Raw genomic sequence first — 530 nt, forward strand, 5'->3', positions numbered from 1 at the left:
GATTCAACGTCAGTAAGCGAATCGAACTCAACGTCAGCAGCAAATAGTGAATCGGTTTCGACAAGTGAATCTGTATCAAATTCGAACAGAGTAGCTAGTGAGTCAACTTCAACAAGTGCGTCAACGTCGGTGAGTGAATCAGATTCAACATCAGTGAGCGAGTCGGATTCCACATCAGTAGTTAAGAGCGAATCGGTTTCGACAAGCGAATCTGTGTCTACATCAAACCGAGTGGCGAGTGAATCGACGTCAACAAGTGCGTCAACATCGGTGAGTGAATCAGATTCAACATCTGTATCTAATAGTGATTCTGTATCAACGAGCGAATCGGTTTCAAATTCAAACCGAGAAGCAAGCGAATCAACTTCTACTAGTACATCGACAAGTGACTCAACTTCAGTAAGTGAATCGAATTCCGCATCAGCTGCAAAGAGTGATTCAACGTCAGTAAGCGAATCGAACTCAACGTCAGCAGCAAATAGTGAATCGGTTTCGACAAGTGAATCTGTATCAAATTCGAACAGAGTAGC

Annotated in this window: 1 pseudogene; it reads right to left on the reverse strand. The window is 43.2% G+C overall.

Annotation, left to right across the window (positions count from 1 at the left end):
• Window positions 1-530 (reverse strand): annotated as a pseudogene (locus HMPREF1208_RS12545) (hypothetical protein); the annotation flags it as partial.

The sequence above is a fragment of the Staphylococcus sp. HGB0015 genome (assembly GCF_000411275.1).
Taxonomy (GTDB): Bacteria; Bacillota; Bacilli; order Staphylococcales; family Staphylococcaceae; genus Staphylococcus; species Staphylococcus schleiferi.